General features: G+C 66.5%; 21 protein-coding genes. 12 read left to right on the forward strand and 9 right to left on the reverse strand.

Annotated features, from left to right (window positions below):
- Positions 1-26: 26 nt before the first annotated feature.
- Both AB0M22_RS40700 and AB0M22_RS40705 read left to right on the forward strand, forming a co-directional pair.
- Positions 27-1,793: a GAF domain-containing sensor histidine kinase gene (locus tag AB0M22_RS40700; protein ID WP_364738553.1), complete on the forward strand. Its 1,767-nt coding sequence runs from the start codon at positions 27-29 to the stop codon at positions 1,791-1,793.
- Between the two features lie 121 nt (positions 1,794-1,914).
- Positions 1,915-2,793, forward strand: a complete 879-nt coding sequence (locus AB0M22_RS40705) for a universal stress protein (RefSeq protein WP_364738348.1) — start codon at positions 1,915-1,917, stop codon at positions 2,791-2,793.
- Here AB0M22_RS40705 and AB0M22_RS40710 read toward each other — a convergent pair whose 3' ends face one another.
- A complete protein-coding gene (locus AB0M22_RS40710) occupies positions 2,794-4,131 on the reverse strand; it encodes a wax ester/triacylglycerol synthase family O-acyltransferase (RefSeq protein ID WP_364738349.1) in 1,338 nt (445 codons plus the stop codon). It abuts the gene before it with no gap.
- A 228-nt stretch (positions 4,132-4,359) separates the two neighbouring features.
- Here AB0M22_RS40710 and AB0M22_RS40715 point away from each other — a divergent pair, with 228 nt between their 5' ends.
- From AB0M22_RS40715 to AB0M22_RS40730, 4 genes are all read left to right on the forward strand, one after another.
- Positions 4,360-5,670, forward strand: coding sequence for an APC family permease (locus tag AB0M22_RS40715; protein ID WP_364738555.1), 1,311 nt, complete (start codon positions 4,360-4,362; stop codon positions 5,668-5,670).
- Between the two features lie 71 nt (positions 5,671-5,741).
- The gene (locus AB0M22_RS40720) at positions 5,742-6,296 is read left to right on the forward strand and encodes a flavodoxin domain-containing protein (RefSeq protein ID WP_364738351.1); all 555 of its coding nucleotides are present in this window, start codon (positions 5,742-5,744) and stop codon (positions 6,294-6,296) included.
- Between the two features lie 65 nt (positions 6,297-6,361).
- The gene (locus AB0M22_RS40725) at positions 6,362-6,646 is read left to right on the forward strand and encodes a hypothetical protein (protein ID WP_364738557.1); all 285 of its coding nucleotides are present in this window, start codon (positions 6,362-6,364) and stop codon (positions 6,644-6,646) included.
- Positions 6,643-7,551, forward strand: coding sequence for a DUF302 domain-containing protein (locus tag AB0M22_RS40730; RefSeq protein ID WP_364738354.1), 909 nt, complete (start codon positions 6,643-6,645; stop codon positions 7,549-7,551). The genes AB0M22_RS40725 and AB0M22_RS40730 overlap by 4 nt, the downstream gene beginning before the upstream one ends.
- A gap of 69 nt (positions 7,552-7,620) precedes the next feature.
- On the opposite strand, the gene AB0M22_RS40735 is transcribed toward AB0M22_RS40730, so the two are convergent.
- The 5 genes from AB0M22_RS40735 to AB0M22_RS40755 form a co-directional block, all read right to left on the reverse strand.
- The gene (locus tag AB0M22_RS40735; RefSeq protein WP_364738356.1) at positions 7,621-8,631 is read right to left on the reverse strand and encodes a PfkB family carbohydrate kinase; all 1,011 of its coding nucleotides are present in this window, start codon (positions 8,629-8,631) and stop codon (positions 7,621-7,623) included.
- A gap of 119 nt (positions 8,632-8,750) precedes the next feature.
- Complete coding sequence (locus tag AB0M22_RS40740; protein WP_364738358.1) at positions 8,751-9,101, reverse strand: helix-turn-helix domain-containing protein; 351 nt, start codon at positions 9,099-9,101, stop codon at positions 8,751-8,753.
- Positions 9,102-9,151: 50 nt separating this feature from the next.
- Positions 9,152-10,147 (reverse strand): zinc-binding alcohol dehydrogenase family protein, encoded by a 996-nt coding sequence (locus AB0M22_RS40745; RefSeq protein ID WP_364738360.1) that lies wholly within the window; start codon positions 10,145-10,147, stop codon positions 9,152-9,154.
- A gap of 71 nt (positions 10,148-10,218) precedes the next feature.
- Complete coding sequence (locus AB0M22_RS40750; protein WP_364738361.1) at positions 10,219-11,085, reverse strand: MBL fold metallo-hydrolase; 867 nt, start codon at positions 11,083-11,085, stop codon at positions 10,219-10,221.
- 100 nt (positions 11,086-11,185) lie between these two features.
- The gene (locus AB0M22_RS40755; protein ID WP_364738363.1) at positions 11,186-11,839 is read right to left on the reverse strand and encodes a helix-turn-helix domain-containing protein; all 654 of its coding nucleotides are present in this window, start codon (positions 11,837-11,839) and stop codon (positions 11,186-11,188) included.
- Positions 11,840-11,941: 102 nt separating this feature from the next.
- On the opposite strand from AB0M22_RS40755, the gene AB0M22_RS40760 reads away from it, so the two are divergent.
- From AB0M22_RS40760 to AB0M22_RS40770, 3 genes are all read left to right on the forward strand, one after another.
- Positions 11,942-12,448, forward strand: coding sequence for a DUF4383 domain-containing protein (locus AB0M22_RS40760; RefSeq protein ID WP_364738365.1), 507 nt, complete (start codon positions 11,942-11,944; stop codon positions 12,446-12,448).
- On the forward strand, positions 12,445-13,398 hold the full coding sequence (locus AB0M22_RS40765) for an NADP-dependent oxidoreductase (protein WP_364738367.1): 954 nt from the start codon (positions 12,445-12,447) through the stop codon (positions 13,396-13,398). Before AB0M22_RS40760 ends, AB0M22_RS40765 begins: the two co-directional genes overlap by 4 nt.
- 166 nt (positions 13,399-13,564) lie before the next feature.
- On the forward strand, positions 13,565-14,800 hold the full coding sequence (locus AB0M22_RS40770) for a pentapeptide repeat-containing protein (RefSeq protein ID WP_364738369.1): 1,236 nt from the start codon (positions 13,565-13,567) through the stop codon (positions 14,798-14,800).
- 70 nt (positions 14,801-14,870) lie between these two features.
- On the opposite strand, the gene AB0M22_RS40775 is transcribed toward AB0M22_RS40770, so the two are convergent.
- Together AB0M22_RS40775 and AB0M22_RS40780 are read right to left on the reverse strand one after the other, a co-directional pair.
- Positions 14,871-17,021 (reverse strand): hypothetical protein, encoded by a 2,151-nt coding sequence (locus tag AB0M22_RS40775; RefSeq protein ID WP_364738371.1) that lies wholly within the window; start codon positions 17,019-17,021, stop codon positions 14,871-14,873.
- Positions 17,022-17,185: 164 nt separating this feature from the next.
- Positions 17,186-19,213: a CocE/NonD family hydrolase gene (locus AB0M22_RS40780; protein WP_364738372.1), complete on the reverse strand. Its 2,028-nt coding sequence runs from the start codon at positions 19,211-19,213 to the stop codon at positions 17,186-17,188.
- A 375-nt stretch (positions 19,214-19,588) separates the two neighbouring features.
- Between AB0M22_RS40780 and AB0M22_RS40785 the strand changes: the two genes are divergently transcribed.
- The 3 genes from AB0M22_RS40785 (at position 19,589) to AB0M22_RS40795 (ending at position 22,181) form a co-directional block, all read left to right on the forward strand.
- Positions 19,589-20,770 carry a helix-turn-helix domain-containing protein gene (locus tag AB0M22_RS40785; RefSeq protein WP_364738374.1) on the forward strand — a complete coding sequence of 394 codons (1,182 nt, stop codon included), beginning with the start codon at positions 19,589-19,591 and terminating at the stop codon, positions 20,768-20,770.
- Positions 20,771-21,138: 368 nt separating this feature from the next.
- Complete coding sequence (locus AB0M22_RS40790; RefSeq protein WP_364738376.1) at positions 21,139-21,354, forward strand: hypothetical protein; 216 nt, start codon at positions 21,139-21,141, stop codon at positions 21,352-21,354.
- A 113-nt stretch (positions 21,355-21,467) separates the two neighbouring features.
- Positions 21,468-22,181, forward strand: a complete 714-nt coding sequence (locus tag AB0M22_RS40795) for a universal stress protein (RefSeq protein WP_364738378.1) — start codon at positions 21,468-21,470, stop codon at positions 22,179-22,181.
- A gap of 238 nt (positions 22,182-22,419) precedes the next feature.
- On the opposite strand, the gene AB0M22_RS40800 is transcribed toward AB0M22_RS40795, so the two are convergent.
- Positions 22,420-24,597 carry a malate synthase G gene (locus AB0M22_RS40800; protein WP_364738380.1) on the reverse strand — a complete coding sequence of 726 codons (2,178 nt, stop codon included), beginning with the start codon at positions 24,595-24,597 and terminating at the stop codon, positions 22,420-22,422.
- Between the last annotated feature and the right edge of the window lie 83 nt (positions 24,598-24,680).

Raw genomic sequence — 24,680 nt, forward strand, 5'->3', positions numbered from 1 at the left:
CATCTCTGCGTGGGAGGATGACCGATATGGAAGGCAAGCAGTCCGCACCGGCCGGCCCCGGCCAAAGCCCGGTGATCGAAACGCTGTCCCAGTTGCGACTGCGTGAACTGCTCGCCGAGGTTCAGGAGCGAATAGCCCAGATCGTCGGCGTGCGCGATCAAATGGACCGGCTGATCGAGGCGATGCTGGTCGTGACGGCGGGGCTCGATCTGGACAACACGCTGCGCACGATCGTGCACACCGCGATCGAGCTGGTCGATGCCGAATACGGCGCGCTCGGCGTCCGCGAAACCGACCGGGCCAGCCTTCAGCTGGCCGAATTCGTCTACGAAGGCATCGACGACCGGACCAGGGTCATGATCGGTGACCTGCCGCGCGGCCACGGCGTGCTCGGCGTGCTCATCGAGGAACCGAAACCCATTCGGCTGACCGATCTTTCGACCCACCCCGCATCGGTCGGCTTCCCCGATCATCATCCGCCGATGAATACGTTCCTCGGTGTTCCGGTGAAGGTGGGTGACGAGGTGTTCGGCAACCTCTACCTCACCGAGAAGGCGGGCGGACAGGAATTCACCGAGGACGACGAGGTCATCGTCCAAGCCCTCGCCGCGGCAGCGGGCACCGCGATCGCCAATGCCCGCCTCTACGAGCAGTCCCGGATCCGCCAGCAATGGCTGGAGGCGACGCAGGACGTCGCGACCGAACTGCTGGCGGGCAGCGAACCGGACGACGTACTCGGGTTGGTTGCCGACCGGGCACTGAACCTCACACAGTCCACTGTGGCGTTCCTCGCGCTCCCCGAGGATCCGGACATCCCCCACGACGAGGTCACCGAACTCCTGGTCGTCGCCGCTGCGGGCACCGGATCGGAACAGCTTCCCGGACAACGCATTCCCGTCGCCGAATCCCATTCGGGCACGGCGTTCCGGACCGGCCGGGTGGTCGCCAGCGACAAGCTGATGTTCCGTCCGCAATTCGACGGGCCCGCCGATTTCGGCCCCGCGCTCGTGCTTCCGTTGCGGGCCGAACAGACCGTCATCGGCGTGCTGGTCACCCTGCGTCCGGTCGACGCACAGCCGCTGGACAAGTCCGGGCAGGCGATGATCACCGCCTTTTCCAATCAGGCCGCGCTGGCCTTGCAATTGGCGGCGACGCAGCGGCGGATGCGCGAACTCGACGTCCTTTCCGACCGCGACCGCATCGCCCGCGACCTGCACGATCACGTCATCCAACGCTTGTTCGCGGTTGGGTTGTCGCTACAGAGCACCGCGCAGCGGGCTCGCACACCCGAGGTCAAGACCCGCCTCACCGAGACCATTCAGGACATCCAGTCGATCGTGCAGGAGATCCGGCACTCGATCTTCGACCTGCACAGCAGCACCGCCGCGGATGCCCCGACATTGCGCAAACGGCTGCATGCGGTGATTGCCGAGATGACCGCCGACACCGGTCTGCGCACCACGATCCGGCTGGCCGGTCCGGTCTCGGTGTTGTCACCGCCGCTGTCCGAGGACGTCGAGGCGGTGCTGCGCGAAGCCGTCAGCAATGTGGTGCGGCACGCGTCGGCGACCACGGTGTCGATCAATCTCTCGGTTCGCGACGACGTCATCATCGAGATCTCCGATGACGGCACGGGCATTCCCGAGAATTTCTCTCGCACCAGCGGTCTGGCGAATCTGGCCACCCGCGCCGAACAGTCCGGCGGCAGCTTCGGCATCGAACGCGGCCCCGAGCGCGGCACGGTGCTGCGCTGGTCCGCGCCGCTGCCCGACCAACCCCCGCGCCGAGGCTGACGACCTCGGCATAAAACTGCCTTTGGACCCCCGGATTCGGGACCAACGCCAGACGCGGCCGGGCGGGCCGGATTCATAACCTACGGATACCAGAATCACTGGACCCGAAGGGACTCCGCCCATGCCCACCAACAGCATCAACCCGCCCGTTGTCGTCGGCATCGACGGCTCGGCCGCCGCCGGTGAAGCCCTGCGCTGGGCCGCGGTCGACGCCGTGCACCACGAGGCGCCGTTGCATATCGTCTACGCCGTCGGCGCAGCGGCCGACTTCGGGCCGGGCGTCGATTTTCGCCGGGTCGACCACGATGAGTACCTGACGACCTGTGCCGCGACCCTCGCGGCGGCGCGCCGATTCGCCACTGCCGCGGCCGAACCCGTCGACGAGCTCGAGATCGAGACGTTCCTGGTCGAGGCGCCGCCGATCCCGGCGCTGCGCGACCGGTCCAAGGACGCGCGCCTGCTGGTGGTCGGCACCCGCGGTATGGGGGCTTTCCGGCGCGGGTTGCTCGGCTCGGTGAGTACCGCCATGGCCCGGCACGCGGACTGCCCGGTCGCGGTCATTCCCGAACCCGAGCGGTACTCGCCGCAGCGCGTCCTCGCGCCGGTGGTGGTCGGAGTCGACGGGTCGGCGTGCAGTGCCCGAGCGATCGAGATCGCCTTCGACGAGGCAGCTCGGCGCAACGTGCCCGTGCGCGGGGTGCTCGCCTGGTCCGAATTCGATCGGTACATTCCGCGCCCGGAAATGCAGGCCGAGGCCGAGACACTGCTGGCGGAAGCACTGGCCGGCTACGCGGACCAGTACCCGGACCTTCAGGTGCAGCGGGTGGTCGCCGAGGACCGCCCCGCCAAACGGCTCCTCGAAGAGGGCGATCGCGCACAGCTGCTGGTCGTCGGTAGTCACGGCCGCGGCGGGTTCGCGGGCATGACCCTCGGCTCGGTCAGTCAATCCGTCCTGCACGCGACCGACTGCCCACTCATCATCGCCCGACCGCAGAGCTGATCAGCGCGACGGGCCGGCCCGAGCGCGGCGCAGCAGCAGATCGATGGTCTCCTCGATGCGCTCGGCCAGCAGGTGCAGATCCGGCGTGCTGTCGTAGTCGCCGGTGATACCGAACCGCAGTTGATCGCCATAGCTGAGAATGGCGATGCCGGTGCGCACGCGCATCGCGATCGGCGCGTAGGCCAGGATTTCCAGTACCTCCGCGCCGTAGAGATGCAACCGGCGCCGCGGCCCCGGCACATTCGTCGCCAGCCCGGAGATCCCGCGCTGTGGATATCGAGACGCCAGGCGCACGGTCCACGCGAGCGGGGCGAACGGCAGCCAGCGGGCCAGGGAGATGAACGAATTCGCCGCCGACGCTTCGCCACTCGCCTTGTGCTCGGCCAACCTGCGGTGCACGATCGCCAATTGCGCGACGGGGTCGGCGGATTCGACCGGCAGCAGCGGTAGCATCACCGAAACCCGGTTGTCGAGAACTGTTTTCGCACCGGCGGCGCGGACCGAGACCGGCGCGAGTACGCGCAACTTGTCCGCTGTCGGCTCTTCGCCCCGGTGCAGCAGCACGGTGCGGAACGCCGCGGCGACCGCGGTGAGCACTACGTCGTTCACGGTGGTCCCGAAGGCCGCGCGAATTTCCCGCACGTCGGTCAGCGAGGCCCGTGCCACGGCGTACCGGCGCTGCCGTCCGATCGAGCCGTTCAGCGACGAGTTCGACGCGGGCCACACCGCGGACAACGCCAGCGGTACCGCCGCGCGCACGGTCTTCGCCACGAACCGCGGCGCGTCGATCGGCAGGCGCAGCGACTTCACCAGCAGGCCAACCCAATCGGTGGCCGCGCCGTCCGCCGCGGCGGCGTCCCGGGGCTCGGCCGGCTCGTCACAGAAGCGCTCGAACAGGGTTATCCCGGAAATGCCGTCGACCATGCTGTGATGGACCTTCACGATCATCGCCCAGCGGTCCTCGGCGAGGTGCTCGACGACCACGCACTGCCACAGCGGGTGGTCCCGGTCGAGCCGCTCCTCCATCACCTCGGCAACCAGCTCGCACAGGGCACCCTCATCCGCGGGCGCGGGCAACGCCATCCACCGAATATGATGCGCCAGATCGAAATTCGGGTCCGGCACCCACTGCGGCGCGGTGAGATCCCATGGGGCCCTGCGCACTTTCTGGTGCAGCCGGCCGTCCACGTCCAATCGCTTCGCCAGCTCCGCCGCGAACTCGGCGCGGGCCGGCGGCGAGCCGGCAACGATCGCCACCGCCCCGATCCCGACGCTCACGTGCCGATCGCTGTCTTCCAATTCCATGAATCCCGAGTCCAACGGGCCGAGTACGGACATCGCTGATGTTCCATTCCGACAACGTGGACGCCGAGCCGGGGCCGGCGACGGTCGCGACCACAGGTCCATGGTCGCGCCGATGCCCGTTCGCGGAGAAGATGCGAAAGCCATTCGTGCGGGGACCTTCGACCCCGCTTGCTGCCGGCACATCGCGGCGACCTTCGTGGCAGTAACCCGATATGGTCAGGTGCGTTCGACAGTGTGAGGAGTGATGCGGTGCCGCAGGGCGTGCCCGACAGTTCCGCGGCCTCGTCGACGAGCGGTGGGCTGGACCGCCGCATCGGGGTCGGCGATGCGGTGGTGATCGGCCTCGGGGCGATGCTCGGGGCCGGAATCTTCGCATCGCTAGGTCCGGCCGCGCACGCAGCGGGGTCCGGTCTGTTGGCGGGTTTGGCGGTGGCGGGCCTGGTGGCGTACTGCAACGCGACCTCGTCGGCGCGGCTGGCCGCCCGGTATCCGTCGTCGGGCGGCACCTATGTCTACGGGCGGGAGCGCCTCGGTGAGTTCTGGGGGTATCTGGCCGGGTGGAGTTTCGTGGTCGGCAAGAGCGCGTCGTGTGCAGCGATGGCGTTGACCGTCGGCGTGTATGCCTGGCCGGGCCACGCGCACGCCGTGGCGGTGGCCGCGGTGGTGGCGTTGACCGCGGTGAACTACGGCGGAATTCGCAAGTCCGCCTGGCTGACTCGGACGATCGTCGCGATGGTGCTCGCGGTGCTGGCGGCCGTGGTCGTCGCCGCGTGCACCAGTGAACAGGCCGACACCGCGCGACTGGCCTGCACCGGTGACATCTCCGTCCCCGGTGTCCTGCAAGCGGCGGGTCTGCTGTTCTTCGCCTTCGCCGGATACGCCCGCATCGCCACGCTGGGCGAAGAGGTCCGCGATCCCGCCCGCACGATCCCGCGCGCGATTCCGCGCGCACTGGGCATCACCCTGGCCGTGTACGCGGCCGTCGCGGTCGCGACGCTGACCGTGCTCGGGCCACAGCGACTCGGCGAGGTGGCCGCGCCGCTGTCCGAGCTGGTCCGCGCGGCCGGACGGGAATGGCTGGTCCCGGTGGTTCGGGTCGGTGCGGCGATTGCGGCGCTGGGGTCGTTGCTGGCCTTGATTCTCGGCGTTTCCCGCACCACGTTGGCCATGGCGCGCGACCGGCATCTGCCTGGCTTCCTCGCGGCCATACATCCGCGCTTCGCCGTTCCGCATCGCGCCGAGATCGCGGTCGGCCTGGCCGTGGCGGTCGCCGCCGCGGTCACCGATCTGCGCGCCGCGATCGGCTTCTCCTCGTTCGGCGTGCTGCTGTACTACGCCATCGCCAACGTCTCCGCCTGGACATTGACGGCTGAGGAAAACCGCCCGCCGCGCGCCATCCCCGTCATCGGCGGGATCGGCTGTCTGGCACTGGCATTCACGCTGCCACCGGGGTCGGTCATCGCGGGAGCCGCACTCGTCGCCTGCGGCGCGGCGCTCTATGCGCTGCGTCGCGGGTTCCCTGGCTCGCTCGTGCGGCGTCCGACCCGCACAGAGCCGGCCGGGCCGAACTGAGGACGTTGGACCCTACAACGCGGGTATCCCGGCCCTGACCTGTGCAGGAGTCGCTGAGCCAGGCTGAGGGCATGAAAACGGAACCCACCAGGATCGCGATCATCTACGCGACCGCACAGGGATCGACCCGCGATATCGCGGAGTTCATCGGCGCGGAGCTCACCGAGTGTGGCGCCACCGTGGAACTCAGCGACTTCGAACACGCGCCCGAGCTGTCCCGCTTCGACGGGATCATCCTGGGCAGTGCGGTGCACAACCGGGACTTCCTGCCCGCCGCAACGGCTTTCATCCGGACACACCGCGCCGAACTGCGCAGGTCCGATGTGTGGATGTTCAGCGTCGGGCTCGGCCCGGCGCTGCGCGGGCCGATCGGTCGCCGGGTCGGCAATACCGTACCGAAAAAGATTGCGGCACTGTGCGAAACGGTCAGCCCGTGGGACTATCGCCCGTTCGCCGGGCACTACGAACGCGTCGGCGTGTCCTGGCAGGCCAGGACGATCTACCGCCTGCTGGGCGGCGCCCGCTACGGCGATCTGCGCAACTGGCACGCGATCCGCACCTGGTCGACGATGGTCGCCCAATCACTCGGTCTCGCGAACGCCAAGGCGGCCAATATCCACGCGTAGCCGAGATCGAAAGTCCGCCGTCCAACCTTCACCCAGACCATCACCGGAGGACCATCGTGAGCGACATGACGTCCAGCGCGACGTATCACAGCAAGCCCGGCGAGAGCCTCGCCGACACCTACAACATCCCCGGCATCGTGCTGTTCATCGGCGGCGTGGTCGGCCTGGCCTGCACGCTCACGGCCGCGGGCTACGGCTTCGCCGGATGGGTCGCCATCGGCGCGAGCGCCACCGCGTTGTCTTTCCTGGTGAGCATCACCCTGTTCGTGCTGGAGCACGAACGCCTGCGACGGCTCGCGCAACGTCGGGTACCGGCGCCCGCCACCGCACGACCGCCTGCCCGGTCATGACCGCCGCGCGTCCCGAGCACCGCATCGAAGAGCCGACCAGGCCCTACCACGTCTCGGTCGTTCACTCGAGCCCGCAAACCGTTCTCGGGCTGCGCCGGACCGTGCGCATCGACCAGGCCGGCGACGACATCAGCGCAGGCATGGGCGCGCTCTACGCGATGGCCGAGGCCACCGGTTTCGCCCCGGCCGGACCGCCGTCCACGACCTATCTCGGCGAGTTCTGTCCCGCCTCCTCCGCCGACGCCCAATTCGGGCTGCCGGTCGCGCCCGCGCCGTTCGCCGGCGGGAACGAGGAGGTGACGCTGCTGCGCACCGAACCGCAATCGTTCGCACGCGTCACCCATCGCGGGGACTACCACCGAATCGGCGACGCCTACCGGGCCCTCGACGAATGGATCCGTGACTCGGCCTATCGGCCGACCGGTCCCCCGACCGAGGTGTACCTGATCGCCCCGGACGAAGCCCTCGATCCCCATGATCTGCTCACCGAGATCCGGATTCCCGTCGCCCTCGCCGAACTCGCGGTGCGGGTGCCTACGCCGTTCGCGGAGACCGTCGCGATAGTGCGAGACACATTGTCCGAGCAGGGTTTCGGCGTGCTCACCGAAATCGACGTGCGCGCGACCATGCGGATGAAGCTCGGCGTCGAGATGGAGGACTATCTCATTCTCGGCGCCTGCGACCCCAACCTCGCGCGCCAGGCGCTCGACATCGATCGACACGTGGGGCAACTGCTGCCCTGCAACGTGGTGGTCCGCACGGACGACGACGTCACCGTGGTCGAGGCCGCCGATCCGGTGCTGCTGCTGCGCACCGCCGGCCAGCCCGGGCTGAGCTCGATCGCGCACGACGCGCGGTCTCGCTTGGCGGCCGCGCTGGCCGCGGTCCCCCAACGCACCCGGTAGGCCCAAACACGCGCGGCTGCCCGGGGCGGCTCGGCACTGGCCGGGACGCGGACCGAATGCCCCTCGGGTTCAAGGACCTTCGGCGGCAACCACGGGCTGGACGAAGCCGTGTTCCGGAACCCGCCGGTCGATGCGGCGCGTGCGGACCGCCCTGCGCAACGCGTCGACCGTGGCGGGTTCGAAAATCTCGGTGCCCGGCCGCAGGACGGTGGCCGCGGCCGCCGCGACGCCATATTCGCAGGCGCGCAGGCAATCCGCGTCCGTGACCAGCCGATAGGTGAACGCGCCGACCAGGCTGTCCCCCGCGCAGGCGTCGCTGCGCGCGGGCGACGGCGGTATCGGGCCGGAAATCCGGTGGTGGAAAAAGGTATTCGAGTAGACCGCGCCCAGCGCGGCGACCGTGGTGATCGCATGGCCGGTGGACCCGGCGTCGAGCAGCAGATCGTTGGCGGCCTGGGCATCGGCGAAACACTCGATCGGCCGGCCGATCAAGCCGGCCGCCTCGCGGCGGTCGAGGCGGATCGCGAAGACGTTCACGTTCAACACCTCCCGCAGTTGAGCACCGGCGATATCGAGCACGACGCGAGTCCTGGACGGATCGAGGCGCCGCACTATTCGGGCACAGAAATCATCCGGCAGTCCGGGTGGCACGCTGCCGGTCAGAACCAGGTACGGAAAGCGTTGCGCGGCCGAAACGATCGCGTCGGCGCAGCGGTCCTGCTCGAAAACCGAGAGTTCGGGACCCGGCGGCACCAGGTGGTAGCTGTGCCAGATGTACGTCTCGGCGACAACCACGGCTTCTCTTGTGTCCGAACCTATCTCGATGCCTTGATGGGTCAACCCCTCCTCGTCGAGCAGCCGGTTCAACCGCTGCCCGACCTCCCGGCCATACGTATGCAGCGCGAGCGCCGAACCCCCGAGCCTGCCGACACAACGCGCGACATTGATACCCCCACCGCCGCCCTGCACCGACCGCACCCTCGCGCGATTCTTACCTTCGTCCTTCAGCCGATCCACTTCCAGACTGATGTCCACGGTCGGGTTCAAGGTGACCGTCAGTATCGGCGGCGGCACAAGCATCGAGTACTCCTCACGAGGGCGATGCCCCACACTCTCGCGCCGATGCCTGCCCGCCACAGTGTCGAAAGACCCGAGTCCGCACGCCGTTGGTCCACGCCGCTCGCTATGGCTGGACTGTTTTACTCGTCTTCCGGCAGATCGATCCAGGTCAATGCCCATTGGTTTAAGTCGAGGAGCACCTTGCCGAGGGCGGTTCCCTTCTCGGTGAGTTGATAGTCGATTCGGACCGGCGGGCCCGGGTCTACCGAGCGTTCGACAAGCCCTGCGCCTTCGAGGTCTTTGAGCCGCTGGGACAGCAGTTTGTCGGTCATGCCGGGGATCGCGGCGGCGATGTCGCTGAACCTCGACGGACCGAGGATCAGCGCGCGCAGCACGGTCGATGCCCAGCGTCGGCCCAGCAGCTCGGTTGCGGCCGCGTAGTAGGGGCAGTAGGGGCGCAGCGAACTGGCGGCGATCTCGTTACTGGTCATGGCTCACATCGAGGGTTCTCGGGAAACGGACTATCTAAACGATAGTCCCACTAGGTCGCCATGGTGAGCAGCACTCGTCCGAACGGACTGTCCTCGATGAGGTGGCGAGTGGCCTCGGCGGCGTCGGCCAGGGGGTAGGTTCGGTCGATCTGGGGATTGATTTCCTTGTGCGCCAACAGTTCCAGCAGAGCTTGGTTGCCCTCGGCGATGGTCTGCGGCGTGAAGAGGGCAAACCTGAAGCCACGAACGTAGGCGTTTTTCCAGATCAGATCGGTCACGTTGATGGTGGTCTGCATGCCTGCCGAGTAGCCGATGCTGATCAGGGTGCCGTCGACCGCGAGCGCCGACAGGAGATCGCCGGTCAACGGGCCGGCCACGCCGTCGAGAACGATGTCGACGCCCTTACCCTCGGTCAGGCGGGCGATTCCCTCGGGCACGGATTCGCGCGACAGGTCGATGACCTCCCACCCCAGGGCGCGGCCGCGCTCGGCCTTCGCCGTGGTGGTGGCGGTGGTGATCGCCTGCGCGGCGCCGAGCACCCGCGCGATCTCGACCCCGCCCTGGCCGACGGCGCCGCCGACGCCAGGAGCGAGAACCGTTCTCCCAGGATGGAATCCGGCCAATTCGCGCAGTGCCAGGTAGGCGGTGAGGTAACCGGCCCCGGCGACCAGGGCCGTCGCGGCGAGATCGTCGACCGCGTCGGGAATCGGCAGCAGCCGCGCCGGATCGACCGCGACGAACTCGGCCCAGGTGCCGTCGGCCACGATGCCGTACGGTCCGCCACTGACCAGGACCCGGGCGCCGGGCGCGAGTCCGCTCGCACCCGGTTCCTCCAGCAGCCCGACCCCGCTCATGCCCGGAACGAGCGGGAACGGCTTGACGCTGCCCGCCGGCAACTTTCCGCGCCGCAGCGTGTCGTCGAGCGGATTGATCCCCGCCACGCTGATACGCACCAAGGCCTGACCTTCGCGCGGCGCCGGGGTCGGCGCGTCGACCGACTGGAGTACGTCGTAGTCGCCGAACCGGTCGAATTGGATTGCCCTCATTGCGTTCACTCCTCGGGATGATCTAGTGCGAAAGGTGGTTGCCTGGACAACGGCCAGGCGGTGACAAGGCCCTAGGCCGGTGCGGCTGATTCGCTGCGCAGCAGCAACGGGACGCCCAGATAGGCGGTAGTGGCGTTGAGCCGGTCCGGATAGCTGCTCAGCAATTGCTCGATGAACGTCTCGGCAGACAGCCCCTGCGCGAGCAGACGCTGTGCCGTCCGCAGATAGTCCGACGTCTGGTCGAGGATTCGCGGGTCGTCGGGCAGCTTCGGGTTCTTGTGCCCCGCGATCACCGCGCGCGGGTTCAGCGACCGGACCGTATCCAGCGCGCGCAGCCACGCGTCCAATCCACCGTGGCCACCCTCGGCGAGGAACTGATGCACCCCGTTGTAGGCGACATCGCCCGCGACCACCAGCCCGAGCGAGGGCACATGCAGCACCGTCGTGGCTTCGCCATCGCTGTGGCCGACTTCGACAGCCTCCAGAGCGTGCCCCTCGAGGTTCCAACCGTCCGCGGGAACCGGCCGTGCGATCACCGGGGTCTCGCCGATCTGATCGGGGAACAGCTTGTCCCACAACCAACTCCGCTGCTCCGGCGAACCCGCCACGTGCATCTGCGCGATGGTGCCCGCGGTGGCATAAACCGTGACCCCTGGGAAACGTTCGACCAACCGGGGCGCCCCGAACCAGTGATCACCATGACCGTGCGTGATGTAGATCTGGGTCAGCCGCTTCCCGGACTGCTCGATCCAATCCCCGACCAGGTCGGTCTGCTCCCGGGTGAACGGCGGGTCGACCAGCAGGGCATCGGTGTCGCCGGAAATCAACGTCGACGACAGCGGCGACCAGGTCCGCGGCACGCCGTCGGGTAGCAAGCCACCGGTGGGCACCTGCTCGGAGACGAACACCGCGTACGACAGGGACTGGTGATCGGACATCGCGCGACCCCTTTCACGAATTGACAGCAACTATCTTTAAGATAGTCACTATCAATAGGAAAGAAAGACCGTGTGACTCACGACATACTGCGGCACCGAGTCACAGCGCGTCCAACATGGGCGCGAGATAGTGGCGCGCAAGATGGCGAGCCCCGTCCGGGGTGTCGAGCTCGATCGCACTCGACTTGGTGAGAATGAACGACAACGCAATTCGGATATGCAGCTCGGCGACCGTGCGCAGATGTTGCAGGGTCTGCGCGGAAAGCTCTGTCTCGCCATAGAATTCGTTCCGCCACAGGTTGACGCAGAACTCACGGAAGGCTTCGACCAGCGGGCCCGCGTCGACGGTGAGGGCGGGCAGGATCGTCTCCGGTTCGGTTTCCAGCAGGCGATGCACCAGCGGGTGTGAACGCAGGAATTCGACGGTGTAGGCGGCACTTTCGGCCATCCGGTCCGCGACCGTGCGCTGCCCGCCGCTCGCCACGGCGCTGCCCGCGAGGTACTTGCGCATCTCGCCCAGCACCACCGCCTCGGTCAGCGCGGTCTTGCTCGGAAACTTCCGATACACCGTGGCCCGGCCGAGCCCGGCCCGCTTGGCGACGTCTTCCACGGTCGAGCGCCGCCAGCCCACGACGGCCATCTGCTCGTATGCGGCCGCGAGGATCCGCTCGGTCACCTCGTCCGCCTCCCCGAGGGCACGCAGCGCCTCCGGATCAGGCGAGGTCAACGTGCTCAACAGTGTGTTGCTGGTCACTCGCGTCACGGCGCTCCTTGTCGTTTCCGATGCGCCGATAGTACCTTCGAGACAAATAGACAATCAACGTCTCATCAGTCTCATTTACGAGAAGGAGTCGCTATGTCGGCCCTCGGCACATCGGTGACCCGCTATTTCCATGACCTCCGAACCACCCGGACCCAACTGTTCGCCTTCCTGATGGCGGCATGGTTCACCGGCAACGGCGTGACCTCCTTCGCGATCAACGCGGACTTCTCGATGCACCCGATGCACTCGGAGACCATCCACCTGCTCGGGTTCATCCCGGTCACCGTGAACGGATGGCACGGCGTCTTCCACCTGGCGACCGGCCTCGTCGGATTGCTCTGCGTCCGAAGGAAATCCACCGCCATCCGCTATGCGGTCGTGACCGCCCTGGTGTACATCGCCGCCGCCGCATTCGGTTTCATCGGCGGCACCAGCGTGTGCGGAATGATGGCGGTCGACACCTTCGCCAACTGGGTGCACCTCACCGAAGGACTCCTGCTGACCGGAATCGCCGGCTACGGACTGGTTCGCGACGGAGCGCAGCGCTCGTCCACAGCAGCGAATTCCGGCCTGGCACACACGGTTCGGAGCGAGCGGTGAAGGCTGTCGGTTTCACCCAATTCGGCGGCCCGGAAGTTCTGCGGGTGGTGGAGCTGCCCGAGCCGCAGGCCGGGCGGGGACAGGTTCGAATACGCGTGGCCGCCGCGGACGTGAACCCCTCCGACATCTTGATCCGGAGCGGTTTCGCGTTGCGCGATCATCCGGAATATCCCTCGGCCGCAACGACTTACGTAACCGGCTGGGACGCGGCCGGGGTGATCGATCAAATCGGCGAGGGAGTGCGTGACGAACTCGCGCTCGGCATGCCGGCGCTGGCCCTGGTGGCTCCCCGGCGGGCCTCGGGCGCTCATGCGGAATTCGTTGTCGCGGCGCAGGAATCGGTGGTCCGGGCACCGACCGGCGTCGACCTGACCGAGGCCTCGACGTTGCTGATGAACGCGCTGACCGCGCGAACCTTTCTGGATGCCCTCGATCTGGCGCCGGGCGCGACGATCGCGGTGACCGGCGCGGCGGGCGCGCTCGGCGGTTACAGCGTCGAGCTGGCCAAACAAGCCGGATTCACCGTCATCGCCGACGCTTCCGCGGCCGACACCGCCGTGGTCGCCGGGTTCGGCGCCGATCACGTCCTGGCGCGCGGACCCCGATTCGCCGAGCGGACGCGCCGCATCGCGCCGGCCGGCGTGGACGGCATGATCGATGCCGCACTGGTGTATCAGGACGCCGAGCACGCGGTCCGCGACGGGGCCATCGTCGCGACGGCGCGCGAGCCGGTCGGGCCGCCGAGCGCCCGGGGCGTGCGTCGCCTGTGCTTCGGCGTGCAAAACCATGTGCACCGGACGGATCTACTCGAAGAGCTCCGGGACCAGGCGGCAGCGGGCGTGCTCACCCTGCGCGTCGCCGGCGTCTTCGAGCTCGGGGACGCGGCGGACGCACACCGACTGCTCGAAAAGGGCGGCGTGCGCGGCCGTCCGGTGCTCGCATTCGGCTGACCTGCTCCCCGATCCGGGTGAGTGTGTGACGAATTAGAAGCACCGATTCGCAACCAGCGCTCGGGCGATGCGGGAAGATCGCTGGGTGTCAGCGGATCCCAATCTGGTTGTTCCTGTCCATGTTCCAGAACCCGGCTGGAAGTTGCTCTGGAAGACGCTCTTCGGGATGGTCGTGACGTTCGCGTTCGCGCTACCCGTGCTGATCGCGGCGGTACGTCTGGTGGATGGCGGCGGCCCGTGGTGGCTGACCGGCCATCACCTGGTCACCGAGCAGTGGTACGAATCCGTCCGCGATACCGTGCTGATCGTGGCGCTGACGATGGCCGGCGGCGCCGCATATCTGTTCTATCGCCGCCAGCGCACCGCGGACTTGACGCAGTACACGGCCGCGCAGGCGGTTGCCCTGACCGCGGAAACGAACCGGCTCGCCGCCAAGGCCCAAGAGATCGCCGCGATGGCCCAGCAGACCTCCGCCGAAGCACTCACCGTCAGCAACAAGCAATACGAGTTAGCCGCCGCGCAGTATGACGCCGAAATCATCCGCGGTCTCCGAGCCAGGTTCGCCACCACCGCGGAACAACTTGCCCACCCTTCCCCGGCGGTCCGGATGGCCGGCGTGTACGCGATGTCCGCGCTCGCCGACGACTGGCATAGTCGCGACAACCACGCCGAAGTACAGGTGTGCGTCGACGTGCTGTGCGGCTACCTGCGGCTGCCCTACACACCCGATCCCGAAAGCGCCCGCAGCCAGACCCGACTCGAAGTGCGCAAGACCATCGTGCGGGTCATCGCCGCCCACGTGACGCCCGCTTCCGAGCACTCGTGGTCCGACCGCGACTTCGACCTGACCGGTGCCTTCCTGGCGGACGCCGACTTCAGTTCGGCGCAGTTCCGTGGCCGAAACACCTTCAACGACATGATTTTCGCCGGCAAGTACGCCACCTTCCACAATGCGCGATTCTCGGACAAGACCTGGTTCGAAGGAGTGACCTTCGACGGGCCCGCCGATTTCGGCAACGTACGATTCGATGAGGACGTCTCGTTCCGCAACGCCGTCTTCGCCGGAACCACTCGGTTCTCGGAGGCCGAGTTCGCGGGACCGAGCACCTGGTTCGACGGCGCGACCCTCGACGGCGCGACCAGCTTCGCCGGAGCGACCTTCAGCGGCGAGGAGATCTCCTTCAACAAGGCCGAATTCCGCAAACACACGTCCTTCATCGGCGCCGCGTTCCTCGGCCGCCACGCAAGCTTCGACGCCGCAACATTCGGCGGCCCCACCATCTCCTTCGAGCGCCCCGCCGCCTGGACCAGGGTGACCTTCGACTGGGACCTCGCCCCACAAGTCCAGCCCCCCAACGTCCTGCCACACAAATGGCCCCCCGCAGTGCAGCCGTCCAGATAGCGCGACGACCAGGGCGGCCATTCCCTCCTGTTCGCGGTAATTCAGAGCCGCGGGGTCGACTGGCGTACCGTCACGGTCCAGTCGGCCCGAGCGGCCAGATGCGATCGATGAGGCCGCGTCCGACGATGAGCCCCATCATCTTTCGGGGAGCGCTGCGCGGCGTGATGGCGCTCAGGAAATCCGGGAGCCGGAGGTCGTTGTAGGAGATCGAGCGGAAGTACTTGTACATCAAGACGGGCATCGCATAGGCGAGCGGCGTCAATATCACGCCGAGAACAATGGCCAGTGGTGTCATCGACAGCGGGCTCGATACCGAGGCAACGACGATCGTGACCAGTAGCGTGATCACGACCGACACCGCGCACATGATGTCGATCGCTCTAAGCAGGACGAGCATCGGCAGGCAGACCCGGGCCGGCACCGTCGCCCACACCATCAGAGCGATCACCGAGACAACCGCGACGATCCGGTATGGCGTTGCCTGCCAAAGGTTTCCCCACAGGTCGCTCACCAAGACAACGGCGAGCACCGTGGCGATCGGCAGGGCGAGGTTCCACACCGCGAAGGGCTTGGCACCACCGTCGAGCCAGTGAACTCCCCTGCCGTCGAAAGCGGTTGCGCCGGAAGGAATTACCGGCTGTACCGGTTCCACGGATGAACGGGTCTGTCCGAGCAACAGCAGCAGGTGTGGCTTTCGGGCGATCAAGCGGTCGACGTAGAAGATGCGCCGCCCGTAGACCATTCGACTGTGGCTGACATAGGTTCCACCTTCGAGGCACCAGGTCATGGAGACGAAGACGATACCGAGCCAGAAGCAATAGGCGGCGAGCTCGATCACGACCCACCATCCGGTCTCGATGTGCAGACCGAACGGTGCGATCGCATTGTCCTGACCGGGCAGCACCCACTCCCCCGGCCATTTCCACCGCCAGGGCAACGTCCAGTTCCACGGCCATTTCCATTCCCACGGAATGTCTTTGCCGCCGCCGATGGTCGGCGGCAGGGAAAGTCCCAGGAACGCGCGCATCGGATAGCCGAGGCCGACGGCCGCTACGACCGACCAGCCGATCACAGCCGGCGCATGGCGGCGCGGATTGCTCAGATCGAAGCTGTTGCGCTCGATGCTTCGAATCCACTCGTACAACACCGCGATCACCAAAACCCCGGCAGCCATGGGAATCACGTGATGGAAGAACGAGACGAACGGCAAGCCGCAAAGGATGACGGTCAACACGACTCGTCCGCCGATGGCCCCCAATGTCGCGTACGCCGCTACTCGAAGCCCGGCCGCCCGGGTCGGGATCCGCCCCCGCTGTGCGGCGTTCGGCGATACCCGGTCCTCGTCGAGCCCACGCAGGTCATTGAGCTGGTACCGCCCCTGATAGATCAAAATCTCCAGGATGAACCACAGCACGAGCGCTCTGGGCACGAAGAAGGGAACATCCAGCACCGATGGCCGCAGCATGATCAAGGTCAGCGCCCCGATGGGAAAGAACAACGCCTTGCTCAAATCCATCGGCCGGGGTAGCAACAGATACGACAGCAACGTCCGCTCGCCGGTCACCGGCCGGATCAGCGGCAGTAGCGGCGCCGCTCGCCGAATCCGCGTGTCACGCACCAGCTTCAGAAAATACGAACGCCCGTTGACGGTGCCGTTGCCCGCTTCCACCACGAGCAACACGATGATCGGCAAATAGATCACCAGCATGGTGAACTGAATATAGAACGCGAAATCCCGCGCCATGTAGCACAGCAAGCCCAAGAAGATGAACTCCAACGACAGCATGGCGACGAGTTGCAGGATGCGCGGAATCCGGTAGCCACGGCTGAGCGAGTTGAGTTCGCCGATCATTTCCCGGTAGGTGAGCGGCCGCAACAGCGGATAACCAGCCATGTCCGGCATGCCCAGCGGCAGCAATTTCGCCAATTCGCGTTCGAGGGCCCGGGTATAGAAGCTGCGCACGGTGGCCTGTGAGGCGGTGACCTGCATCATGCAGGCCAGCGCCAGCGGAATGAGTGGCACCGCGGCCGCGGCGGCATCGGGGATACGGGTCAGCGGCTCCTTCCCGCTGACGAAGGTCACGAAGGCGCCGAACAAGGTCAACGTGGTCACCACGCCACCGAACACACCGACCAGCTGGTTGTTCAGTTCACGCTCGTCGTCGCGGGCGGCGACATAATCGGCGACCAGCGCGTCGAAGTAGTTTTGTTCGCGATTCACGATCGGCCCATCGTCATCTGTCGCCGCAGATGACTGTGCCTCGCGGCACGCAGCGCTGCCCTGCGCGTACCACTCAGTGTGGCAACCGCATCCAGTGACCGGTATCCGCTGTTCGCACGACTGCTCCCGGTAATCGCTCGCTGGCGCGGTGCCGCGACTCGGGGCTACTTCCAGGACGCCTTGTCGGAGGAGCCCAGTGGCAGAACCACTTTCGAGGGGTAGCGGGCCGAGTGTTCGATCTGTACCGACGATCCGAGCAGGCCGGGAATGTCTTGGGGTAGTGGCATCGTGGCGGGAAAGCTGCCGCTCGAGATTCGGACACGCAGCCGATGTTGCGGTTCGAGTTTCTGGAACGTCGGGAAGACCCGCACCTGGTACTCGTTCACGGTGCCGGGGATGATCGGCTGCGTCGTTGTCGTGCTGTTGGGGTGGATCACCGCGTAGATGGTTCCGTCGTCGGTCTTCCACGATTTGTCCTCGTCGACGGCGCGCCGGGTGGCCATCAACGAGCCGTCGGTGAGCTGGCGGACGGTGCCGTCGGGGGCGACATCCTCGACGGCGACTTGGAAGAGGGCGTTGGTGGTGGTCGAGCTCGCGAACAGGTCCGCGGTGATCGGCCCGGCGAGCACCTTGGATTCGTCGAAAGGCGCTGTGGTGTAGGTCAATCCGTTCTGCGGTCCGATTTCCGACTGTGAGCACGGCTCGTGGACGTTGCCGAGGCTCAACAGGTTGAACAGGAATTCGAAGACGCCGCCGGTCGCTTTGCCCAGTTCCCGGCCGCACGGATTGTTGACCAGGGAGTAGTCCCAACGATCCGAGGGTTGATCGCCGGCGACCGGGGTTTCGGTCAGCTGGTTCCCGTCCAGGTAGAACTTGGTGGGTGTGGCTTCGGCGAAGGGATAGCTCGCGGTGCTCAGCGCGTTGCCGTTGTTGTCGATGACGTTGACCGGCTTGTCATTTCGGTCGACACCGTTGTCGATGTCTTTGAGCCAGTGGTCGAACCAGGCCGCGGTGAGTTCCTCGGTGCGGATCTTCCCGACCGGCGCGAAACCGGTGGTGACGTGCTGCCAGGGACCTTGCAGCACCTGAAAGCGCGGATCGGGCTTGATCCGGGAATCCATCGGCCCGTAGGGATCTCGGCCCGCGGCGGCATTCTGTAGCGCCGCGTACATCTGGAAGACCGCGCCCTGGAAGATGTCGGAGTCGCCGCCGACCGCGTAGACCGCGACGTCGTTGTGGGCGATGGCGGCGATATCGGTCGACAAGAGCCGATTGCCGACGACCGGATTGTCGGTGTAGATGCCCTGGGTCAACAAGTTGGCGGCCAGTCCGAGGACACCCTGTCCGTCGTCACCGATGAGTCCCTTCAGCCGGTCGATGACCAACCCCGGCAGCCGGAGCGGCTCGACCAGCGTGGCCTCCCACAGGTTCGCGTATTGGAGCCACAGTCCCGGCCAGATCACCACGAACAGCGAGATCAACGGCGCCCAGATGCCGTCACCGAAGACCGACTGGACCACGTCGTAATCGGTATTCATCGTGAAGATGGCTTTCAGCGCGGAATTCTCGCCGATCGTCGTGGCGGCGTGCATCGCTTCGACACCGGGGAACGAGTAGCCGAACATGCCGACCTTGCCGTTGGCGTTCGGCAGCTCGGCACTCCAGTCGACGAGTTCGGCGACGTCCTTGGCGCTGCGCGCGCTGATCGGAGACCACTGGCCGCCGGACGCGCCGGTGCCGCGGACGTCGGCGATGACGTTGATGTAGCCGCGATTCACCAGATCGACCGGAGCGCTCACCTCTTGCAGCACCGAATTGATCACCGGACCGAGATCGCCGGGCACCGGAATCTTGTACTCCTCGAAAACACCACCGATCGCGGCCACCAGCGCACCGTTATACGCGCCGTACGGCGTCACCGACAGCACCACGGGGAACGGACCGACCGCGGGTTGGTGGGTAACCGGATCCAGCGGGAACCGAATCGTCGTATGCAGATCGGTGCCGTCACTCATCCGGACGTTCTGCGCGATGTCGTAGCCCGACTGGTACTTGCTCTCGCTAGGTGTGTAACCCGCGGGCAAGCCGAAACCATTGGGAGCGCTCGAAACCGGCCCGATCGCGGACGGTGCGGCAGCCGAGGTCGCCGTCACGGTGAGCGCAATGCCCAGCAGCACGGCGACTACCGCCACAACCTTTCCGCTCCGTCGATGCGCGCGCGGGAAACTCCGAAATAGGGACTTCATCTGCAAACTCCTGTGCGCTACCCGGGACGGGTGGCATCCGATGAATCCCACCACGCGCCGTTGTTCCGCCACTACTGACAGAGCCCAGAAATAACGAGAGAACTTGTTGTGCACATGCCCGGTCACCAGCCAGGACGACGATCGGCGGCCGACTTCACGTTTCCTTACGGTCGCGCCGGACTATGCAAATGCACTACGGCTACCGGAATTCGTCGGCGGTATACCCATAGCGGATTGTCGTTGCGTGCGGTGAGCTGATCCATGATCGCCGCGCCGCCGAGGCAGGCGTCATCGAGCAATGATGCTGGAGGAGGCGCCGCAGTGGCCGAGCACGAGGCCGACCGCTGGTCCGCGGTGGTCGATCGAATCCGTTCGCGTGCCACCGCACTCGCCGAAGGCCTCACCGCCGATGTCGCGCCCGCCGACAGCCTGCCGCACTCCCTGGTGTACGCCGATTTCGTGCCGGGCGCACGCCTGAATATCGAACTGTTCCTCCGCTTTCTGGCCGATGGCGTCGATCTCCCGGAAGCGGACACCCGGCCGCTGATCGACCGTGCGGTCAGACTGGTGCACGACGGCATGCCGCTCGATGAGGCGCTGGCCAACTACCGCGTGGGGATCAACTTCTTCTGGTCCCAACTCCTGCCGACACTCGACCACGACGACTACCTGCTCATCCCGGAGATCAGCCTCCGAGTGACCGCCTATCTGAGTCTGGTGGTGTCCCGCATCGCCGGCGCGCTGGTCGGCGCGGCCCGTCAACCCAGTTGGGACCTGCTGGAACGCCGACGGGAAATCGCGGCCGACCTGCTCGCCGGGCGAGACCCCAGCGGGTGGGCACGCGATCCCGAACTGTCGATCGCCGACGCCTTCCTGGTCGCGGCGATCCGGCTCGGCGAACCGACGCCCGGCACCCTGACCGGCCTGCGCACCCGGATCAACAGCCTGCCCAACTCCTTCCTGCACCGCGACCACGGCGGCTGGACCGCCCTCATCCCGATGCCCGATCCCGAGCGTGCCGACCCGGTGCGCGCGCTGGTCAGCAGTCTCGCACTCCGCGGCGATACACCCCATCCGCAATTCTGGATCGGCGTCGCCGCCGCACCGACCCACGCGGCAATTCCGCAGGCCTACGCCGATGCCAGGATCGTCGCGGATGCCGCGCGCTGCCTCGTCCTGCCCGACGTCGTCTGCCGCCGGGAGGACATGGTCTTCGAGTACACGATCGCCGCGGGCGGTGCGGCCATACCGAGCCTGGCCGCCGTCCTCGACCCCCTCGACGACCAACCACTGATGCTCAGCACCTTGGACGCCTACATCGACAACCAGTTCAATCACAACGCCACCGCCCGCCGGCTCCATATCCATCGGAATACGGTGTCCTACCGCCTCGCTCGCATCGCCGACCTCTCCGGTCTGGACCCGCAAGAACCCCAAGGCATCTCGACCCTCATGGCGGCGCGCATCGCTCGACGGCTCAAAGCCGGATCCTTCCACGCGTGACCCGGAGCCCTACTGTTTCAAGTGACGGGCAGCGGTTTCCCAGAACACCGAGGAATCGACCGACCGAAAATTCCAACTACCGGCGATGTCGCGGGTCGCCTCAATGAGTCCGGGAATGTCGAAGTCATCGCGAGTTGCCGCATCGACGAATCGACAGAAATATCACTCGAACACCGTGCAAATGCCTCAGCGGCGGGCCACCGGCGGGTGGCGGCGCTCACATTCCCGAGAATCGACCACATAGGAGTAACAGCGAATGTTCAGCTACCTATAAATTCAGGTGTGCACCTACGGCGGCCGCGTGATCGACAAACCGCCGAATCCGAAGGTGCCGAAGAGAAACCGACTACGAAAGCCGAGGCATCGACATGCGCAAACTATTCGCCACCGCCGCCATCGCCGGAGCACTGACCACCGGCGCTCTGGTGGCCGGAACCGGGACCGCGGCGGCCACCCCGCCACCCCCGTCGCCCCAGTGCTCCATCGTCGCGTACCCGCTCGTCTACCTGATCGAAGCGACCGGCGGCCAGAACAGCCCCATCCGGCCGATCGCGCAAGCAATCGTCGATTCCGTCTGCCGTTAGCCGCCGGTACCGGTTCTCGCTCGGGAGATGCGCCGGCACGCGTCAACGGTTCGAGACCTGCTCAAACGCTGCGGCGGGTCCGGCCGATTCCTTGCCACCGCAGCCGGCTTCGCATGAGTTTGTCCGCCGCCATTGCCACCCGTGTTCCTCCGGTTGGAACACTCGCGCGCCACGGCGGGTGTGGGTGGGGACGCTGGAGGGAAGATTCCGCAGCCCGGTTCGAGCGACGACGCTTTACCGAGCTGCGGAACCTCGCCTTCATCATGCTGCCGGGAGAATCCATGAACAGCACGTATCGGACCATCGTCGTCGGTGTCGACGGCACAGACACATCGGAAATTGCCGTGCGACGGGCGGCCGGCATTGCTGCCGTCAACGGCGCAAAACTAATTTTGGTGTGTTCCTACGACAAATCGCCGCTGCGTGACGCCGACGCGATAGCGGACATTCTGAAGAAGGACGCATACATGATCCGTGGCACCGCGCCCGCGGATGAAATTCTGCGGACAGCCGCGGAATGCGCGGCAGGATTCCAGGTCGGTTGTGTCGTGCGCCGCGCTGTCCAAGATCCGCCGGTAAAGGCGTTACTCGCGGTCGCCGAAGAAACCAACGCCGACCTGCTCGTCATCGGAGATAGGGGTACCAGCACCGCGATCCGCCGACGATTGGGCACGGTGTCCGACGAGGCAGCGCGCAAATCGCGCATAGACGTTCTCGTAGTTTATCCGACGTTCGAGCGGACACCGGTCTGCCGTTCGAGAAAGGGCGGAGTCCGGCAACGGTCCGCCGGGCTCCGAATGTTGCTACGCCCTCGTTTCGAGTCGTGATTTCGGCATCCGATGACCAACGCCGGTCAGGCCGAACCGAAGCCGGCTCGCTGATCTGGCCACGTCGGGGTCAGCACGCGGAGCAACACGGCGTCGGATGCGACAGTCCCCCGGCACCGTACGCAACTACCTCTCCTCGGCAACCGCAGCGGCGGGGTGTTGGAGCTGATCTCCAGGAATGCAAGAGGCCCCGCGCCGGAAGTATCCGGTGCGGGGCCTCGAGCCGAAAAGTACTGCTCTACTTGCAGGCTGCCTTCGCCTCACGACGACGACGGTGCAAAATCGGCTCGGTGTAACCGTTCGGCTGCTTGGTGCCTTCCAGGATCAGCTCCTTGGCCGCCTGGAACGCGATACTGCCGGCGAAGTCCGGGGACAGCGGGCGGTAGCTGGCGTCGCCGGCGTTCTGCCGGTCGACGACCGGGGCCATCCGCTCCAGGCTGGCCACGACCTCGTCTTCGGAGACGATGCCGTGGCGCAGCCAGTTGGCCACGAGTTGGCTCGAAATGCGCAGGGTCGCACGGTCTTCCATGAGCGCGACGTCCTCGATGTCGGGCACCTTGGAGCAGCCGACGCCCTGGTCGATCCAGCGAACCACGTAGCCGAGGATCGACTGCGCGCTGTTGTCGAGTTCCTGCTGCTTCTCCTCGGCGGTCCAGTTCGGGGCCGCGGCGAGCGGGATCTCCAGGATCTGGTCGACGGTGGCGCGCCGGCCGCCCTTGAGGATTTCCTGCTGCCGCTCGAGCACGTTGACCTGGTGGTAGTGCGTCGCGTGCAGGGTGGCGGCGGTCGGCGAGGGCACCCACGCGGTGTTCGCGCCTGCCTTCGGGTGCCCGATCTTCTGCACCAGCATGTCGGCCATCAGGTCCGGCATGGCCCACATGCCCTTACCGATCTGCGCCTTGCCGGGCAGCCCGGTGGCCAGGCCGGTGTCGACGTTCCAGTCCTCATAGGACTTGATCCACTGCTGTGCCTTCATGTCCGCCTTGCGGACCATCGGCCCGGCCTCCATCGAGGTGTGGATCTCGTCGCCGGTGCGGTCGAGGAAGCCGGTGTTGATGAACACGACGCGCTCGGCGGCGGCCTGGATACAGGCCTTGAGGTTGACCGTGGTGCGGCGCTCCTCGTCCATGATGCCGACCTTGAGCGTGTTGCGCGGCACGCCGAGCACGTCCTCGATCCGGCCGAACAGCTCGCTGGTGAACGCGACCTCGTCGGGACCGTGCATCTTCGGCTTCACGATGTAGACCGAGCCGGTGCGGCTGTTCTTCAACTCGGTGTCGCCGCGCAGCGCGTGCGTGGCGATGAGCGAGGTGACGAGGCCGTCGAGGATGCCCTCGGGGATCTCGTTGCCGTCCTTGTCGATGATCGCGTCGCTGGTCATCAGGTGACCGACGTTGCGCACGAACAGCAGCGAACGACCGTGCAGCACAAGGTCACTGCCGTCGAGCGCGGTGTAGACGCGGTCCGGGTTCATGGTGCGGGTGAAGGTCTTGTCGCCCTTGCTCACCTTCTCGGTGAGATCGCCCTTCATCAGGCCGAGCCAGTTGTGGTAGCAGAGGACCTTGTCCTCGGCGTCCACCGCGGCGACCGAATCCTCGAAGTCCATGATCGTGGTGATCGCGGACTCCAGCACCAGGTCCTTGACGCCGGCGGTATCGGTGCTGCCGACCGGCGAGGACGGGTCGATCTGGATCTCGATGTGCAGCCCGTTGTGCTTCAGCAGCACCGAGGTCGGCGATTCCGGATCGCCCAGGTAGCCGACGAGCTGCGACGGATCGGCCAGGCCGATCTCGGTGCCGTCCTCCAGGCCGACCTCGAGCTCACCGTCGACGATCTTGTACGAGGTCGAGCCGATGTGCGAGCCGGTGATCAGCGTCGCGGAGTCGTCGAGGAAGTTGCGCGCCCACTCGATGACCTTGTCGCCGCGAACCTTGTTGTAGCTCTTGCCCTTTTCCGCGCCGTTGGCCTCGGAGATGGCATCGGTGCCATACAGCGCGTCGTAGAGCGAGCCCCAGCGCGCGTTGGCGGCGTTGATCGCGAAGCGCGCGTTCATCACCGGCACCACGAGCTGCGGGCCCGCGGTGGTGGCGATCTCGGTGTCCACGTTCTGGGTGGCGATCTGGAAATCGGCGGGCTCCGGACGGAGGTAGCCGATTTCGCCGAGGAAGCTCTTGTAGGCGGCCTTGTCGTAGTTCGCGCCGGGATGTTCGGCGTGCCACGCGTCGACCTTGCCCTGGATCTCGTCGCGCTCGGCGAGCAACGCGCGGTTGCGCGGCGCGAGATCGTTGATGACCTGCTCGGCTCCGGCCCAGAACGCGGCGGAATCTACGCCGGTTCCGGGGAGCGCCTCGTTCTCGATGAACTCGTGGAGAACGCTGGCCACCTGAAGCCCGCCGACCTGAATCCGCTCTGTCATCTACTGCCTCACTTCTGAGAAAGCCGGGTGGGAAAGACGCATACATGTTACCCGTGGGTAGTGATACCACCGTGTAGCGGGTC

It is taken from the genome of Nocardia sp. NPDC051756 (genome assembly GCF_040681495.1).
Classification (GTDB): domain Bacteria; phylum Actinomycetota; class Actinomycetes; order Mycobacteriales; family Mycobacteriaceae; genus Nocardia.